Annotated in this window: 14 protein-coding genes; 8 read left to right on the forward strand and 6 right to left on the reverse strand. The window is 71.0% G+C overall.

The window, feature by feature from the left end; translation table 11 throughout:
• Positions 1–18 precede the first annotated feature (18 nt).
• Positions 19–1,665: a hypothetical protein gene (locus VF557_11300; GenBank protein HEX8080788.1), complete on the reverse strand. Its 1,647-nt coding sequence runs from the start codon at positions 1,663–1,665 to the stop codon at positions 19–21.
• A gap of 92 nt (positions 1,666–1,757) precedes the next feature.
• On the opposite strand from VF557_11300, the gene VF557_11305 reads away from it, so the two are divergent.
• The 3 genes from VF557_11305 to VF557_11315 all read left to right on the forward strand — a co-directional run bounded on the left by VF557_11305 (position 1,758) and on the right by VF557_11315 (position 5,869).
• Positions 1,758–2,594, forward strand: a complete 837-nt coding sequence (locus VF557_11305; protein ID HEX8080789.1) for a ComEA family DNA-binding protein — start codon at positions 1,758–1,760, stop codon at positions 2,592–2,594.
• Positions 2,591–4,912, forward strand: coding sequence for a ComEC/Rec2 family competence protein (locus VF557_11310; GenBank protein HEX8080790.1), 2,322 nt, complete (start codon positions 2,591–2,593; stop codon positions 4,910–4,912). Before VF557_11305 ends, VF557_11310 begins: the two co-directional genes overlap by 4 nt.
• 162 nt (positions 4,913–5,074) lie before the next feature.
• The gene (locus VF557_11315) at positions 5,075–5,869 is read left to right on the forward strand and encodes a MerR family transcriptional regulator (protein ID HEX8080791.1); all 795 of its coding nucleotides are present in this window, start codon (positions 5,075–5,077) and stop codon (positions 5,867–5,869) included.
• 7 nt (positions 5,870–5,876) lie between these two features.
• Here VF557_11315 and VF557_11320 read toward each other — a convergent pair whose 3' ends face one another.
• Positions 5,877–7,181 (reverse strand): hypothetical protein, encoded by a 1,305-nt coding sequence (locus tag VF557_11320; GenBank protein ID HEX8080792.1) that lies wholly within the window; start codon positions 7,179–7,181, stop codon positions 5,877–5,879.
• Between the two features lie 131 nt (positions 7,182–7,312).
• A complete protein-coding gene (locus tag VF557_11325; protein ID HEX8080793.1) occupies positions 7,313–8,563 on the reverse strand; it encodes a hypothetical protein in 1,251 nt (416 codons plus the stop codon).
• A gap of 257 nt (positions 8,564–8,820) precedes the next feature.
• On the opposite strand from VF557_11325, the gene VF557_11330 reads away from it, so the two are divergent.
• Both VF557_11330 and VF557_11335 read left to right on the forward strand, forming a co-directional pair.
• On the forward strand, positions 8,821–9,351 hold the full coding sequence (locus VF557_11330; GenBank protein HEX8080794.1) for a SigE family RNA polymerase sigma factor: 531 nt from the start codon (positions 8,821–8,823) through the stop codon (positions 9,349–9,351).
• 65 nt (positions 9,352–9,416) lie between these two features.
• On the forward strand, positions 9,417–10,694 hold the full coding sequence (locus VF557_11335) for a hypothetical protein (GenBank protein HEX8080795.1): 1,278 nt from the start codon (positions 9,417–9,419) through the stop codon (positions 10,692–10,694).
• 7 nt (positions 10,695–10,701) lie between these two features.
• On the opposite strand, the gene VF557_11340 is transcribed toward VF557_11335, so the two are convergent.
• From VF557_11340 to VF557_11350, 3 genes are read right to left on the reverse strand one after another with little or no spacing between them, the layout of a single operon-like run.
• Positions 10,702–11,466, reverse strand: coding sequence for a class I SAM-dependent methyltransferase (locus tag VF557_11340; GenBank protein HEX8080796.1), 765 nt, complete (start codon positions 11,464–11,466; stop codon positions 10,702–10,704).
• Positions 11,467–11,500: 34 nt separating this feature from the next.
• Complete coding sequence (locus tag VF557_11345; GenBank protein HEX8080797.1) at positions 11,501–12,388, reverse strand: alpha/beta hydrolase-fold protein; 888 nt, start codon at positions 12,386–12,388, stop codon at positions 11,501–11,503.
• A 9-nt stretch (positions 12,389–12,397) separates the two neighbouring features.
• Positions 12,398–13,030, reverse strand: a complete 633-nt coding sequence (locus VF557_11350; protein HEX8080798.1) for a dihydrofolate reductase family protein — start codon at positions 13,028–13,030, stop codon at positions 12,398–12,400.
• 146 nt (positions 13,031–13,176) lie between these two features.
• Between VF557_11350 and VF557_11355 the strand changes: the two genes are divergently transcribed.
• The 3 genes from VF557_11355 to VF557_11365 form a co-directional block, all read left to right on the forward strand.
• Positions 13,177–13,542, forward strand: coding sequence for a metalloregulator ArsR/SmtB family transcription factor (locus VF557_11355; protein ID HEX8080799.1), 366 nt, complete (start codon positions 13,177–13,179; stop codon positions 13,540–13,542).
• Between the two features lie 3 nt (positions 13,543–13,545).
• On the forward strand, positions 13,546–14,046 hold the full coding sequence (locus tag VF557_11360; protein HEX8080800.1) for an SRPBCC domain-containing protein: 501 nt from the start codon (positions 13,546–13,548) through the stop codon (positions 14,044–14,046).
• Positions 14,039–14,546, forward strand: a 508-nt coding sequence (locus VF557_11365) for a maleylpyruvate isomerase family mycothiol-dependent enzyme (GenBank protein HEX8080801.1), incomplete at its 3' end; no start/stop codon positions are given. The genes VF557_11360 and VF557_11365, both read left to right, overlap by 8 nt.

A 14,546-nucleotide genomic window follows, 5' to 3' on the forward strand; every position in this document is an offset into this window, starting at 1 on the left:
ACACCGCCCAGGGCTGCGTCAGCCTTTCGGGCAGTGCCCGGTGCCGATGGGGAACCGAGAGTTGAACGTGTAGTTGCCGCCGCGTCCGGTGTTCAGGGTGACGTACAGGCCCTCCTGCGCGATGCAGGCCTGCTTGTCCTGGCTCTCCATGCCCAGCCAGCGGTACCACCGCAGCCGCACCCGGACGGAGCTGTTCGCCGGCGCCGACACCACGATCGCGTCCGGCTGCTGGCTGAGCACCTGGGCCGGCGGGTCGACCAGCGGCGCGAAGTCCAGCACCTCGTACAGCGTCCAGTGAGCATTGGTCCAGACCGGCGTGAGGTAGGGCAGGTTCGTCTGGATCAGCGCCAGCTCGTTCTTGCCGAACCGGGTCAGCTCGGCGTCGGGCACCGCGACGTACTGCACCGCGTTGTCGGTGAGGAACTTGCGGTAGGACTCCGCGGTCGGCTTCTGCTTGTAGAACACGGCATCGTTGAGCCGGACGTCGGTCTGGCGCAGCCAGCCTCGGGCCAGCGGCACGCCACGGGCCAGGTACACCGAGTCCCAGTGACCGGCGAGCTCGGGCACCTCCACCCGCCCGGTGAGCGGGCCTTGGGACCGGATGCCCTCGATCAGGGCGTTGTAGTAGGCGCTGTAGCCACTGACCCGGCCGGTGCTGGCGATGGTCCCGGGGTTGACCGGCAGCTGCACCGCCAGGATCGCCACCAGCGCCAGCGCGGTCAGCGTCCGGGTTCGCCAGTGCACGAACGAGGCCGCGATCGGCAGCGCGAACAGCAGGCTGAGCCGGGTCGAGTTCGAGCCGACCGGGGTGGGCAGCGTGAAGGCCGCGATCAGCATCACGATCCCGATGCCGGCGCCGAGCCGGATCGGGTGACAGCGGCGGGGCACGGCGGCCAGCACGATGGCCAGCGCGATCAACGACTTCAGGAAGTCCAGGAAGGTGAACGGCTGGCGGCCGCCGTCCCCGAAGATCACCGAGATGACCATCATGGCCAGCCCGGACGGCACGATCAGCACCGCCGCCGCGACCGGCCGCCGCATCAGCAACGCCACCCCGCCGGCCACCCAGAGCAGCAGGCCGGCCACCGGGCTGGCACCACCGCAGAGCAGGCTGAACAGCACTGCCAGCGGCACCGCCAGCCAGCGCGGGATCCGGTTGGTGGTGAACAGGGTGATCGCGATCAGCCCGCAGGTCAGCCCGCAGGCAAAGGTGATCCGGCCCTCGACCACGTTGGCCACCTGGGTCACCGCCGCCGCCAGGCCGCCCAGGATCGGACGGGTCGGGCGCAGCCGGTGCAGCAGCCGGGTGGTGTACCAGGTGCCGATCACCGCGGCCAGCGCGCCGGTGACCTTGGTGCCGATGTAGGCCATCAGGGTCGAGGCCCACAGCGTGTAGCCGTACTCGACGGTGCCGCCGAACCAGCGGAAGTCGATGATCGAGACGGGGTACTCGGCGGCGAAGTCGGCGCGGGCCAGCTGGGCGGCCAGGTCGGTGTTCATCGGCGGCAGCAGCAGGAAGCCCCAGGCCAGCAGGGCGGCGAACGCGGTGGCGATCAGGGCCGGCCGGTACCCCGAGTTCCACAGCCGCCTGGCAAAGCTGACCGGGTGCCATGACGAGCCGGACGGCGGGACGGCCGACGCGGTGGGCATGGACTTCACAGGCACATCGGGCAGTCTCCCATCCACAACTATGTGCTTTTCCCACAGATGCCCCGCGTGCCGGTTCGGGCCGGCGCCGGCTGCCTAACGTCGTCCGGGTGCAACGGGGTCACGAGGGGCGCGGAGTGGGCGGCAGGCTGGCCGAACTTGCCGGCCGGCTGCTTGGCAGTCCGGTGGCGGCCCGGCTCGGCGTGCTGGACCCGGCCGGTTCGTCACTGGCCGGAGCGCGGTGCAACCCCGGTCGCCGGGGCGTCCTGGCGATGGCGGTGGTCACCGCCGTGACCGTGCTGGTGGCCGGCGGTTGGGTGCTGGCGGCGCAACCGCGCCCGATGCTGGCCGCCGACACGACATCGTCCGAGCCCGCCGGGCCGTCACCGGCACCGGCTCCGATGGCGCCGGGCGGTTCGCTGAAGTCCCCGCTGGGCGGCCGCGGCAGTCCGGCGGCGACTGCCACCGGCTCGCAACCACCGGTGGTGGTGGACGTGGCCGGCAAGGTGCGCAAGCCCGGCGTCTACCGGTTGCCGGCCGGCTCCCGGGTCGATGACGCGGTGCGGGCGGCCGGTGGCCTGCTGAGCGGGGTGGACCCGGTGCTGGTGAACCTGGCCCGCAAGCTGGCCGATGGTGAGCAACTGCTGGTCGGGCTGGTCGCGGCAGGCGGCGGAAGTGCCGGCGGCGGCAGTGCCGGCGGCGGTAGTGGGGCAGGCGGCGGCGCGCCGGCCGGTCCGGACGCCTCGACGTCCGGACCGCTCGACCTCAACTCGGCCACCCTGTCGCAGCTCGACGGCCTGCCCGGCGTCGGCCCGGTGCTGGCGCAACGCATCCTGGACTGGCGGACCGAGCACGGCCGCTTCGACTCCGTCGACCAGTTACGCGGCGTCTCCGGGATCGGCGACAGCAAGTACGCCGACCTGAAGTCGCTCGTGAGCATCGGATGAACGAGCCGTTGGACCTGCGACTGGGGCTCGGCGCGCTGGCCGGCTGGGCGGCGGTGCTCTGGGCGCTCGGGCACAGCGCGGTCGCGGTCGCCCTGGCGGTCCTCGTCGCGCTGCTGACGGCGGCGGTGCTGGCCTTCGCCGGCCGCTGGCAGCCGGTGCTACTGATCGGGGCGTTCGCCGCCTGCTGCTCGGCCGCGCTGCTGGCCCCGCTGGCCGTCCGGCTGCACCTCGCCCATGACGGTGAGCTGGCCACCCTGGCCCGCGCCGGTGGTGAGGTCAGCGTCGAGCTGCTGGTGCGCGGTGACCCGCGGCCGCTGGGTTCCGGCGGAGCGGCCGGCTCGCCGCGGATGGCCGTCGACGCCGAGGTGCGGGCGGTCACGGTCGAAGGCCGGCGCACCGAGCTGTCCGGCGCGGTGCTGGTGCTGGGACCCTCCGGCGCCTGGCGCGGGGTGCTGCCCGGCCAGCGGGTCCGGCTGAGCGCTCGGTTGAGCCCGCCCCTGCCGGACAACCTGCTGGCGGCCACCGTCCTGGCGCGTTCGGAGCCCGAGCTGCTCGGCCGCCCGCCGTGGTGGCAGCGCGGCGCCGGTCAGCTGCGCGCGGGCCTGCAGCGCTCAGCCGCCGGGCTTCCCGAGCTGCCTCGCGGGCTGCTGCCAGGCCTGGTGGTGGGTGACACCAGCCGGCTCGATCCGGTGCTGGAGGAGCGGTTCCGGGTGGCCGGTCTCTCGCACCTGACTGCCGTCAGCGGCACCAACCTGTCGCTGGTGGTGGGCGCGGTGGCGCTGCTGCTGAGGCGGCTGCGGGCTTCACCGATGGTGATCGCGCTGGTCAGCATGGTGGTGCTGGTCGGCTTCGTGGTGCTCGCGCGCCCGTCGGCGAGCGTGCTGCGGGCGGCGGTGATGGCGGGCATCGCGCTCATCGCGCTGGCCACCGGACGGCAACGCGCGGCGTTACCGGTGCTGGCCGCCACCATGTTCGGGCTGCTGCTGTGGCAGCCGGGCCTGGCGGTCGACTTCGGCTTCGCGCTCTCGGTCGTCGCGACCGCGGCGTTGCTGCTGGTGGCGCCAGGTTGGGCGCTGGCGCTGCGCCGGCGGCGGGTGCCGGCCGGGTTGGCCGAAGCGCTGGCGGTCGCCGCCGCGGCCCACCTGGTCACGGTGCCGATCATCGCCGGCATCAGCGGCCGGGTCAGCCTGGTGGCGATCCCGGCGAACGTGCTGGCCGAGCCGGTGGTCGCCGCCGCCACCATCCTCGGGTTGCTGGCGGCGCTCAGCTCGGTGCTGTGGCTGCCGCTGGCGGTGCTGCTGGCGCAACTGGCCGGCTGGCCTTGCCGGTGGCTGGTGTGGGTGGCGGAGTACTTCGGTTCGCTGCCCGGCGCCTCGCTGCCCTGGCCGTCCGGCGTCCGGGGTGGGTTGCTGCTCGCCGCGTTGAGCGCCGCGGTGGTGCTGCTCTGCCGCCGCCCGGCCGCCCGGGTGCTGCTGGGGGTCGCGACCGCGCTCGGGGTGCTGATCCAGATTCCGGGCCGGGCGGTGCTGGTGGGCTGGCCGCCACCCGGCTGGATCGTGGTGGCCTGTGACGTGGGCCAGGGTGACGCGCTGGTGCTCAACGCGGGGCAGGGCAGCGCGGTCGTCGTCGACGCCGGCCCTGACCCGGTGTCGGTGGACCGCTGCCTGCGCGAGCTGGGCGTCAGCAGGATCGCGGTGCTGGTGCTGAGCCACGATCATCTCGACCACGTCGGTGGCCTGTCCGGCGTGCTGCATCAACGCCAGGTCGACCGGGTGCTCAGCTCACCCCTTCCTGAGCCGGCCGGCGGTCACCGGCTGATGCTGTCGGTGCTGGCCGGCCACCGGCTGCGGCTCGAGCCCGCCGTCGCGGGCCAGCGCATCGACGCCGGTCAGAGCCGGCTCGACGTGCTCGGCCCGAGCCACGTGTTCCTCGGCTCACGCTCGGACCCGAACAACACCTCGGTGGTGCTGCGGGCGACGGTGGCCGGCGTGCGGATCCTGCTGCCCGGCGACGCCGAGGTCGAGGCCCAGGACGACCTGCTCAGCACCGGCGCGGATCTGCGCGCCGACATCCTCAAGGTTCCGCACCACGGCAGCGCGTATTCCGATCCGGCGTTCCTGCACGCTGCCCAGGCCGACCTGGCGCTGATCTCGGCCGGCGTGGACAACGACTACGGGCACCCGTCACCGCTGCTGCTGGCCGAGCTGGCGCGGCTGGGGGTGCCGGTGGCCCGCACCGACCAGCAGGGTGACATCGCCGTGGTGAGCCAGGACGGCCGGCTGGTGCCGGTGGTGCGCACCGTGAGGTCTGCCGGCTGAGCTGGCTTGACCTTCGCCCAGCGTCAACCTTTACCGTCGGCGATGAGCACGTGAGCACGTGAGCACGTGAGCACCGGTCAGACCGACAAGGCGCCGGTGAATACCGACAAGGCGTCGGTGAGAACCACAAGGCGCCGGTGAGTACCGAGAGGAGGTGGCGGCGTGTCCTGGTCGATCGTCGAGGTGGCCCGGATGTCCGGGGTCAGCTCGCGGGCGCTACGGCATTACGACGAGATCGGGCTGCTGCCACCGGCGCGGATCGGCACCAACGGCTACCGCTACTACGAGCAGGCCGAGCTGCTGCGGCTGCAGCAGATCCTGCTGCTGCGCGAGCTGGGCCTGGGGCTGGCCGAGATCAGGGGCATCCTCGACAGCCAGCTCGACCCGGTCCAGGCCCTGCGCGAGCACTATCAGCGGTTGCTGCGCGAGCGGGACCGGCTCGGGGTGCTCGCCCGCACTGTCGCCCGAACCATTGACCAACTGCAAGCCACTGACCAACCGCAAGCCACTGACCAGCCGCAAGCGGAAGGAAACGCCGCGATGACCGAGATCAACCGACCGGAGAACCTGTTCGAGGGATTCGACCCGTCCGTCTACGACGACGAGGCCCGCGAACGCTGGCCGCAGGAGTGGGAGCAGGCCGCCAGGTTCACCGCCACCCTGACGCCGCAGGACATCGAGCGGATGCAGCGCGAGATGACGGCGGCCATGATCCGGATGGCGGAGTTGATGGCCGCCGGCACGCCGGTCGACGACGACGCCGTGCAGGCCGAGGTCGGCCTCGCCTACCAGGGTGTCTGCCGGTTCTGGACCCCGGACGCCGACGCCTTCAGAAACCTGGGCCGGATGTACGTCGAGGACGAGCGCTTCAAGGCCACCTACGACCGGATCGCCGGCGGCCTGGCCGAGTACTACCGGGACGCGATGGCCTGCTACGCCAACAGCACGCTCAGCTGAGCCGCGGTCACCGCTTCAACGGGTGGGCGGTCCGCAGGGCGAGCTGGTCGAGCCGGCCCACCTGCGCGTCGAGCACGACCGACCTGCCCGCGCGATCGACCGCCAGCACCTGGCCGTCGCCGTCGGTGACGAACAGCCAGCGGCTGTCGGGCGACCAGACCAACGCGCGGCCTCCCTGGGTCTGGTGCGACCTTGTCCGCACGCCGGTCACCCGATCCGCGCCGGTGGCCAGGTCGAGCAGGTGCACGTTGCTGCCCCGGACGCCGTTGGGCTGCAGCAACGCGGCCATCCGGCCGTCCGGTGAGACGGCGCCGGCGTTCTGCTCGTAGGAGTCCAGCGGGGTTTTCAGGGCGCGCCTGGCCCCGCTGTCCCGGTCGATCACGGCGCCGGCGCAGCGGTAGCGCTCATCGCATTCCAGCGCCAGCCAGTGGGTGGGCCCGACCGCCAGCAGCGTTCCGCTGGTGATCCGGTGCATGCCGTCCGGCCGGGCGTCATACATGCCGCCGACGCCGAACAGCAACACGTTGCCGGCCCGGTCAGAGGCCTGCACGGTCGCGTCAGGCGGGATGGGGATCTGCACGCCGGCCGGGCGGCCGTCCAGGGTGAGCAGCGTCAACGCCGATCCGGTGCCGGCCTCGGTCTCGGCCCACAGATGCCAGGGATCAGGTCCGGGCAGCGTCGAGGCGGCCTGGCTGAGAGCCGGCGGCAGCAGGGTGGCCGGCTTCGAATCGTGTACGACATAACCGGGCACCCAGTCCATCGGATGGACGATCGCCCGGTCCTGCCCGACCACGAAGTGGATCGGGCTCGCGCTGCCCAGCACCGGCATCGACGTGCGGGTGATCCGGCCGCGCCCTAACTCCATCCGCACCACAACGCCCTCGCCCTGGCCGAACAGCTCCCAGTCATCGGGCACGTCGAGCAACGGCCGGCCGAGGTCGGTCATCGTCACCGTGCTCGCGCCGGCCTGCCCCGCGGCGGCTGCGCCGCCCATCGGCACTCCGGGCAGGGGTGAGCCCGGTAACCCGGAGCCCGGTGGCATGGAGTGCGACTCCGGCACCGGCCGGCCGGCCGGCGCGGAGCCTGATGAGGCCGGGATGGTCCGAGCGCCGCCGGCCGCCCGATCGGCCCCGGCCGGTGACTGATCGCCCTGCTGGTTCTGGGCAAGCAACAGCGCCGCCACCATCGCGACCGCCAGCGCGCTCCACCACCGCCAGCGTCGGGGCTGCCTGCGGTTGCTGTCCAGATCAGGATCGGGGCCGAGGTCGAGCCAGTGCACCGGATCCGGATCGGAGTCGCGTTCGCTCACCATGCCATCATGCTCCACCGGCCAGGCCCGGAAAGTGAGATCCTGGCTAGGCCAGCCCCGTCCGCACAAGTTCCGACCAGGCGGCCGATGATAGGTCATGACAATGTATGGCTAGCAAGCAGGGCGTTGGCGCCTCAGCCCGAACCGTGCCGCAGGGCAAGGTGGCTGACTGGCGTCAGCTTCGTCCCGAGCGGGGTGGCCCGACCGGTGTCGCGGTTGACGATCAGCACCCGGTTGGCGCCATCGATGACGAAGAGCCAGCGGCTGTCAGGCGACCAGACGAACGGGACCCCGCTCTGGAAGTCCGTCTCGCTGGTGGTCGCCGCGACCGAGCGTTGCAAGCCGGAGCCGAGATCGAGTAGGTGGATGCCGCCGTCGCCGACATATTTCAGCAGCGCCGCGGTCTTGCCATCCGGTGAGATCATCCCGGGCTGCTCGCCGTGGTCGACCGGTGTGTTCAGGGTGCGGCGGGCGCCGCTGGCCCGGTCGGTGACGACATGGGCGCAGGAGAGGCTGTCATCGCATTCGACGGTGAGCCAGCGGGTGGGGCCGCTGGCCACCAGCAGGCCGCCGGTGATCCGGTGCACGCTGCCGGACCGGGCGTAGTACCAGCCGCCGATGCCCGTCAACAGCACGTTCCCGGCGCCATCGGAACCCTGCACGAAGGCGTTCTGCGGGATGTCGATCGTGACACCGGTCGGGGCGCCGTCCAGCTTCACCAGGGCCAACCTGGTCTGGTCGCCGGCAGACGCTTCCGTCCACAGATGCCGCTGGTCCCGGCTCGGCAACATCACCAGCCTGCGGGTCAAGGACAGCGGCAGCTCCGCGGCCGGCTTCCCGTCGCGCACCACATAACCGGGCGAGTCGTCCAGCGCGCGGACGATGGCCCGGTCGGAGCCGACGAAGAACATCGTCGACGTGTCGTGGACGGGTACCGGCACCGCGGTGGCGGTGATCCGTCCGAGCGCGAGTTGGATGCGGAAGACGACGCCCGGGCCGTGGGCGAACAGCTCCCAGTCGGTGGGCGCGTCGAGCAGCGGACGCCCGAGGCTGGTGATCTGGGTCGGGGGCCTGGACGGCAAGCTCGCCGCGCCGGTGGGCAGCTCGGTCGGGTTCACGAACGAGCCTGACGAGCCGGAACTCGATGGGACGGCACGTGACGGCGAGCTCGACGAGACGGCCTGCGACGGTGAGTTGGCTGAGGTGGCCGCCTCGTTGGCGCCGTTCTGGGTCCGGGTGAGCAACAGCGCTACCGCAACGAGCGCGGCCGCCCCGCCGTACCACAGGTACCGCCGCCGGGGAGTGGCCGGCGGCTTGCCTTCGTCCGGGTCTGGCCCGAGGTCGAGCCAGTCGACTCCTCCCGGCTCATGGTCACGGTTGCTCACCCGGTCATTCTGGACCTAAGAGGAACCGATTGGGGTAAATGCGGAAAGGTCCCGCCCGGCTGGAGAGATGGTCAACCAGCGCCGCATCCGACCAGCACTGCAGCCTTGTCGCGCAGATAGGCGCGCTGAATGTGCAACAGTTCCGGTTCGGTTCACGTTTGAGGGGTATGACGACACAGGTCACCGTTTACCCGGTGATGCAGTTGAGGCGGAGTCGGCTGTCAGCCGCCCGTCAGGTGTCCGGGGTGGAGGTGACGATGCCTGAACTCAGCTTCGACGCTGCAGCCGGCCAGAGTGTGGAAGACTTCGCGCGCCGGCACGGGCTGGAACTGACCCGGTTCGCCTACCTCGTCAGCGGTGACCGCGATCGCGCCGATGACCTCGTCCAGGACGTGTTGCTGGCCATGCACCGGCGCTTCGGCGCCCGGCTCGACATCGACCAGCCCTTGGCCTACGCCCGGCGGGCGATCGTCAACGCCAACATCAGCTGGAGTCGCCGCCGATTCAACACCGAGGTGCTCACCGCCACCGATGTGGACCGGCCGGTCACCGACCCGGATCCGGGGTCCGGTGACGAGTTGTGGCACCTACTGGCGGGATTGCCGCACCGCCAACGGGTCGTGCTGGTCATGCGTTACTACCTCGGCTACAGCGACGAAGACATAGCCAAGACCCTCGGCTGCCGGCGCGGGACCGTCCGCAGCCTGGCGTCACGGGCACTGGCCGACCTGCGGACCTCGAACGAGGTCTCCCTGCTATGCCCCACCACTGACAGGACCAACCGATGAACGCGCCACGAGGCGATGACCTCGAACGCCGGCTGACCGAGCTGTTCGAGCAACGGGCGGCAACCGTGACCCAGCCGCCACCCCTCGATCTCGGCTCCGGTAAGGGCAACCGGACAGCGGCCGGTCGCAGGCCGGGCCGATCACGCCGGTACCGGGAGAACTTCGGATTGCTGGCGGCGGCGGTGGTGGTGTTCGCCGTGATCGCCGGCACCGTCCTCGGAATTCAAGCAAGCCTGTCCGACCAGGATCAGCAAGATCAGAATGGTCGTACTGATATGGCTATGAGCAATGTCGGGAGGAGCGGCCCCGGAGGGCGTGCGGGGATGCCATCGTGCACGGCCCTTGCTCCGGACCGGTGGCTGCAGGCGATCAGGGCCGGCGTGGTTCAGGTGAATCCCAGCCTCAACCAGGTGGTCAGCGTCAACGGCGACACCGGCGATTACCTGGCCCTCCAGGGCAATGAACCCACGGGCCAGACCTCAGCGATCTACTCCGACCTCGAGGTGGCGCTGTTCCGGGGCAGCAGGGGCGTGCCCATCTACACCCCGGAAGGCAGCGACATCCCCCATGCCGATCCGACCGGCGCCATCACAGCCGACTGGGTCACCTTCGCCGTCGCGCGTCCGCAGAATTTGGACTACAGCTACAAGGTGCTGCTCTACGACCGCGGCGCCGACGTCATCCGGACGCTGGCCGAGCTGCCGCAACAGCACAATGCTCAAGGAAAGAGCGTGCTGGGAGCGCCGGTTATCGCAGCCGGCAAGGTGTACTGGCTGGCTACGGTCCCCACCGAGCCCGAGACCACCACCCTGGAGTCCTGGGACCTCGCTCGGAACTCGGCCAGCGCCTCGGTTCATGCCGCCGGCGCGACCGGGCTGGTCTCCTACGGCATCGGCGTGGCGCTGATCCACCACAGGGAATTAGACGCCGCCCTCATCCATGGCGCCGGCGCGCCGCTCTCGTCCTTACCGACGATTTCCAGCATGCTCGTCGGTAACAACTTCGGCTTCGACGGCCGCGGCAAGCTGTCCTACGTGCGAGAAGAGAGTGGCAGGACTATTTTCTACACTCTTTCGGTCGATAGCGGCTCCCTGGAGCTCACCGGCTATCCCGCGAAGGGCCCCTTTGCCGAGGCGGCGATCTCTCCGCTCCTCGCGACCGAGGTGAACACGCAGTACAGCCTGTTGGACCTGCGTAGCGGGGCACGCATTCGCCTGCCCGAGGACGTCAGGCTGCAGGCGGTGGTCGGCAACGAGGTGATTTTCGGTACCGGCAGCACGAAGTCGGGCGCGGCCGGGCTGAGCAGGGTCACGCTGAGCGACCTGCCGCCGGTGGACTGCTGAATCTCCTTCAGCCGGCGGGTTTGCGAGCCTGCACCAGCAGTCGCTGGGAGTGCGAGGTGAACGGCCCGTCGCGCTGGATCTGCTCGTGCAGCTCAGCGAGCTGATCCCGGTAACGCGGCACCGAGAAGTCCGGCACGGTCCAGATCACCTTGCGCAGGAACACCACCACGGCGGCGATGTCGTCGAAGCGGACCTCCAACGACTCGTGCCGGACGTCCTCGGCGACCAGGCCGGCAGCGGCCAGCGCGGCCAGAACCCGCTCACTGCCGTTGCCCTCCGGGTGCGGCTGCGGCCCCATCAGGTACTCATACAGCTCCCGGTTGGAGCCGATGCCGATCTGCTGGGACAGGTAACGGCCGCCGGGGCGCAGCACCCGGGCGATCTCGTCCCACAGCACCACGGTCGGGTGCCGGCTCACCACCAGGTCGAAGCTCTCGCGCCGAAACGGCAGCGGCTGCCCGTCCGCGGCCTGGACGACCCGGCCGCCCAGCGGAGCCAGGTTGCGGCGGGCGATCCGGACGTTCGGCGGCCAGGACTCGGTCGCGCACAGCATCGCCGGTGGCGTCGGGATGCCGGCCAGCACCTCGCCGCCACCGGTCTGCAGGTCCAGCGCGGAGCGGGCCGCCGCCAGCTGCCGTCCCATCAGCTCGGCGTAGCCCCAGGACGGGCGCTGCTCGCTGGCCCGCCCGTCGAACCAGGAGAAGTCCCAACCCTGCACCGGCGCCGCCTCGGCCTCGGCAAGCAGTCGCTCGAACAGCGGATCGGCGGTCACGGCGTCCAGGTTGCCAGAGCCGCCGCGGGGCAGGTCAGGCAAGGTGGGTGGCGGCGAAGCGCAGTTGCGCCGCAGCCTGGCTGCGCCAGTACCCGGCGTCGTGGCCGCCCGGCTCGATGCCACCCGCCGGAACCGGCGACAGCGCCGCCCGCAGGTCGCGGGTGACCGGGGCGAACCCGTCCTCGGCGCCGCAGTCCACCCGCAGCGCGATGCCCTCGAGCAGGCTGGTCCGTCCGAAGATCGCGTGCTTGTCGAAGTCCTCGGCGTCGTCGAACGCCCCTTCGGCACTGTGGCCGGCCTGGCGCCACAGCGCGGGACTCTCGGCGATGGCCACCGCGGCGCGTCGCGGGCCCAGCCGCCCGGCCAGGTACAGCGCGCCGTAGCCGCCCATCGACCAGCCGAGCAACCCGATCCGGGTGGTGTCCACCCCGCGCTTGCTCAGCAGCGGCAGGAACTCATCGATCACCATGGCGGCCGGGTCGGTGTCGCGCCGCGGGTGCCAGTACTCGTGATCACCGCCGTCGACCGAGGCGATGGCGAACGGCGCGCTGCCCTGCGCCACCACCTCGGCCAGGAACCGGTCCAGGTGCAGGCTTCCCGCGAACGTGTCCCGGTGGTCACCGCCGCGCCCGTGCAGCGAGATCAGCACCGACAGCCCTACCCGGTCATGCCCGGGCGGGTAGGCCAGGCTCCAGGACGTCGGCGTTCCCCGCCGCGCCGCCGAGACGAAACTGCCGGTGACCAGCCGGCCGGGCTCACGCGCCGGGACGCCGGCCGGCACCGTGTCGGTGACCCCGCCCAGCCGGCCGAGCCGGTCACGTCCGGGCAGCAACCCCGATGCCAGGCCGCCGCCCAGTCCCGCGACCGCGGCGCCCAGCACGCCGAGGCCACCGAGCAGCGCCGTCCGGCGGGTGGGGGCCATCGCTAGAAGCTAGTGCAGAACGCGGTACTTCAGGTGCGTGACGGTCGGCGCGGCGACCACCTGCACCGGTTGCAGCATCGGGTTGCCGGCGTCGACCAGCAGCCGCTCGCCGCTGCCGAGGAGAACCGGGACCACGTGCAGGTGCAGCTCGTCGAGCAGGCCGGCCGCCAGGTACTGCTGGACGGTCTTGGCGCCACCGGCGATCGCGACGTCCTGGTCGCCTGCGGCAGCCCGGGCCTGTTCGAGCGCGGAGTGGATGCCGTCATTGACGAAGGTGAACGTGGTGCCCTGCAGCCGCAGCGGCTCCCGCGGATGGCGGCTCAGCACGAAGGCCGGCGCGTGATAGGGCGGCTCATCGCCCCACCAGCCGGTCCAGTTCTCATCCCAGGGCCCGTCGCCGCCGCCGAACATCTTGCGGCCCATGAGGTAGGCGCCGACCCCTTGGGTGGCTTCCTCGATGACCTCGGAGTCGGCGTTGCGCTCGCCGCCGTCCAGGCCGTGTTGGGCACGCCAGCTGGCGTTGGAGAACGCCCACTCGTGCAGGCGCATCCCGCCCTCGCCGAGCGGGTTCTCCAGGCTCTGGTTCGGCCCGGCGATGAAGCCGTCCAGTGACACCGAGAGCTGGCAGGTGACCGAGTGCACGAGAACCTCCTTAGGACGAGCGGGTAAGGACCGATAGGGGGCGCCCGTCGACTGTCCACCACTCGGGCGCCACCTTACCTTACTTAGCTTGACAGCTAAATAACCATCTGGCTAAATAATGCTCAGGCCAGCCAGGGGAGCCAGACATGACCGTGACAGAGGACCAGCTCGACGCCACCTTCACCGCCCTGGCCGACCCGACCCGCCGGGCGATGGTGGCCCGGCTGGCCAGAGCCGATGCCACCGTCAACGAGCTGGCCGAGCCGTTCGACCTGAGCCTGCCGGCGATCTCCAAGCACCTCAAGGTGCTTGAGCGCTGCGGGCTCATCTCACGCACCCGGCAGGCCCAGTTCAGGCCCTGCCACCTCGAGCGCGAGGCGCTGGACTCCGCGCTGGGCTGGATCGAGCAGAACCGGCGGATCTGGACAGAGCGCTTCGACAGGCTTGAGGAGCACCTGCACCGCCTCCAGCACCCGACCGCCCAAGAAACGCCCGCACAAGAAAAGGAATGACCCATGAACGACGTCCGATCCGACACCGCTGAACTTGTCTACACCCGAGTCTTCGAGGCGCCCAGGGAGCTGGTCTTTCGCTGCATGATCGAACCGGAGCACCTCACCCACTTCTGGGGCCCGGTCGGAATGAGCACGCCGCTGAGCACCATCACGGTCGACGCCCGCCCGGGCGGGGTGTTCGAGACCATCATGGTCAACGACTCCGACGGCAGCCAGTACCCGACCCGCGGTGTCTTCGTCGAGATCGTGGAGCCCGAGCGGCTGGTGTGGAGCGAGTCGAACAGCGGCGTGACGACCACGTCGACCTTCCGCGACCTCGGCGGCTCCCGAACCGAGGTGCGGATCCACCAGGCGAACGTCCCCGAGGCGTTTCGAAGCCCGCAGGCCCAGGTCGGTTTCACCTCATCGCTGGACAAGTTCGCCGGCTACCTGGCGTCCCTCACCGCGGGTGCCGGGACCCGCCAGTCCGGCGTTGATGACGCCCGGCCTTCCGATGGCTGAGCTCGAGCGCTACGGAGCGCCGATGACCGACTCCCGGCTGCGGAACATGATCACCGCTGAGCGTCGGGAGCTGGCCGCCGTGCTGAGCGGCCTGCCGGAGGAGTCCTGGAACGCTCCGACACTGTGCGCCGGCTGGCGGGTGCGTGAGGTGGTCGCGCACATGGAGATGCTCTACCGGTACTCGACGGCGCGGTTCCTGGCCGAGCTGGCCAGGTCCGGCGGGCGGTTCGATCGGATGGCCGACCGCCGCGCCCGGCAGGACGGCTCGGCCTCGCCGCACGAGCTGTTGTTGGTGATGGCTGAGGGTGCGGAGTCGGCACGCACGCCGCTGGGCGTCGGGCTCACGGGTTCGTTGACCCATGACGTGATTCACGGCCTGGACGTCACCGTGGCGTTGGGCCTGGACCGGCGGGTGCCCGAGGACAGGCTGCGGGTGGTGCTGGACGTCATCACGACGCCCAAGGGCCTGAAATCCTTCGGCGCGCCGCAGGACGACGTCC

Origin of the sequence: Jatrophihabitans sp., from assembly GCA_036389035.1 — a bacterium.
Lineage (GTDB): Bacteria > Actinomycetota > Actinomycetes > Mycobacteriales > Jatrophihabitantaceae > Jatrophihabitans_A.

Coding starts and splice junctions, on each gene's coding strand:
- VF557_11310 (HEX8080790.1), top strand. CDS start 2,591: ATGAACGAGCCGTTGGACCTGCGACTGGGGCTCGGCGCGCTGGCCGGC.
- VF557_11320 (HEX8080792.1), bottom strand. CDS start 7,181: ATGGTGAGCGAACGCGACTCCGATCCGGATCCGGTGCACTGGCTCGAC.
- VF557_11330 (HEX8080794.1), top strand. CDS start 8,821: ATGCCTGAACTCAGCTTCGACGCTGCAGCCGGCCAGAGTGTGGAAGAC.
- VF557_11345 (HEX8080797.1), bottom strand. CDS start 12,388: ATGGCCCCCACCCGCCGGACGGCGCTGCTCGGTGGCCTCGGCGTGCTG.
- VF557_11355 (HEX8080799.1), top strand. CDS start 13,177: ATGACCGTGACAGAGGACCAGCTCGACGCCACCTTCACCGCCCTGGCC.
- VF557_11360 (HEX8080800.1), top strand. CDS start 13,546: ATGAACGACGTCCGATCCGACACCGCTGAACTTGTCTACACCCGAGTC.